We start from the raw sequence: 557 nt of genomic DNA, 5'->3' as shown, positions 1-557 counted from the left end.
TCTAACCCATATTTGAAGAAACTTTTAGCTCTTCTACCATGCTTCAATATTCTTATTTTCTTGACATTATGGTGAAGAAAAATGCCCATATTGTAAGACCATACAAATGATAGAGCAATGATATATAAGAGTTTATTAATCCTATCATAGTGAATTAAGTGTGTGTCTTCTAAGTTGAATCCTGATGATTTGAAAGCTTTGAACATCGTTTCAATCTGCCATCTGTTTTTGTAAATCTCAAAACTTTGATCCACTTGATTGTAGGAAGCTATCATCAAAAATTGTAATTCCCCTTTTTCATAATATTTCATCCCTGAAAAATAGACATAAACATTATTAACTGTCACTATAGATGGATGAAAATAGGGTGTATTTAACTTTTGTGTTCTTAAGATCCAATGTCCTTTTATAACTTTTCCTCCTTTTAAAGTAAGATCAAAGTTATCCCGAAATCTGATATAAAATGGTATTTTATGATGTACCAAATAGTCCCACCATTTTCCTCCAATAAATTCCCTGTCAGCCGTTATATATTCTATAATAGATAAATCAAAGAG

Annotated in this window: 1 protein-coding gene; it reads right to left on the bottom strand. The window is 30.2% G+C overall.

What is annotated here, in order from left to right:
* Positions 1-557 (bottom strand): transposase (locus IC221_RS29295; RefSeq protein ID WP_188172329.1); only part of this gene is annotated, 557 nt, incomplete at both ends.

The organism is Flammeovirga sp. EKP202 (assembly GCF_014534745.1).
Taxonomy (GTDB): Bacteria; Bacteroidota; Bacteroidia; order Cytophagales; family Flammeovirgaceae; genus Flammeovirga.
This window is presented reverse-complemented; position numbering and strand designations above follow the sequence as displayed.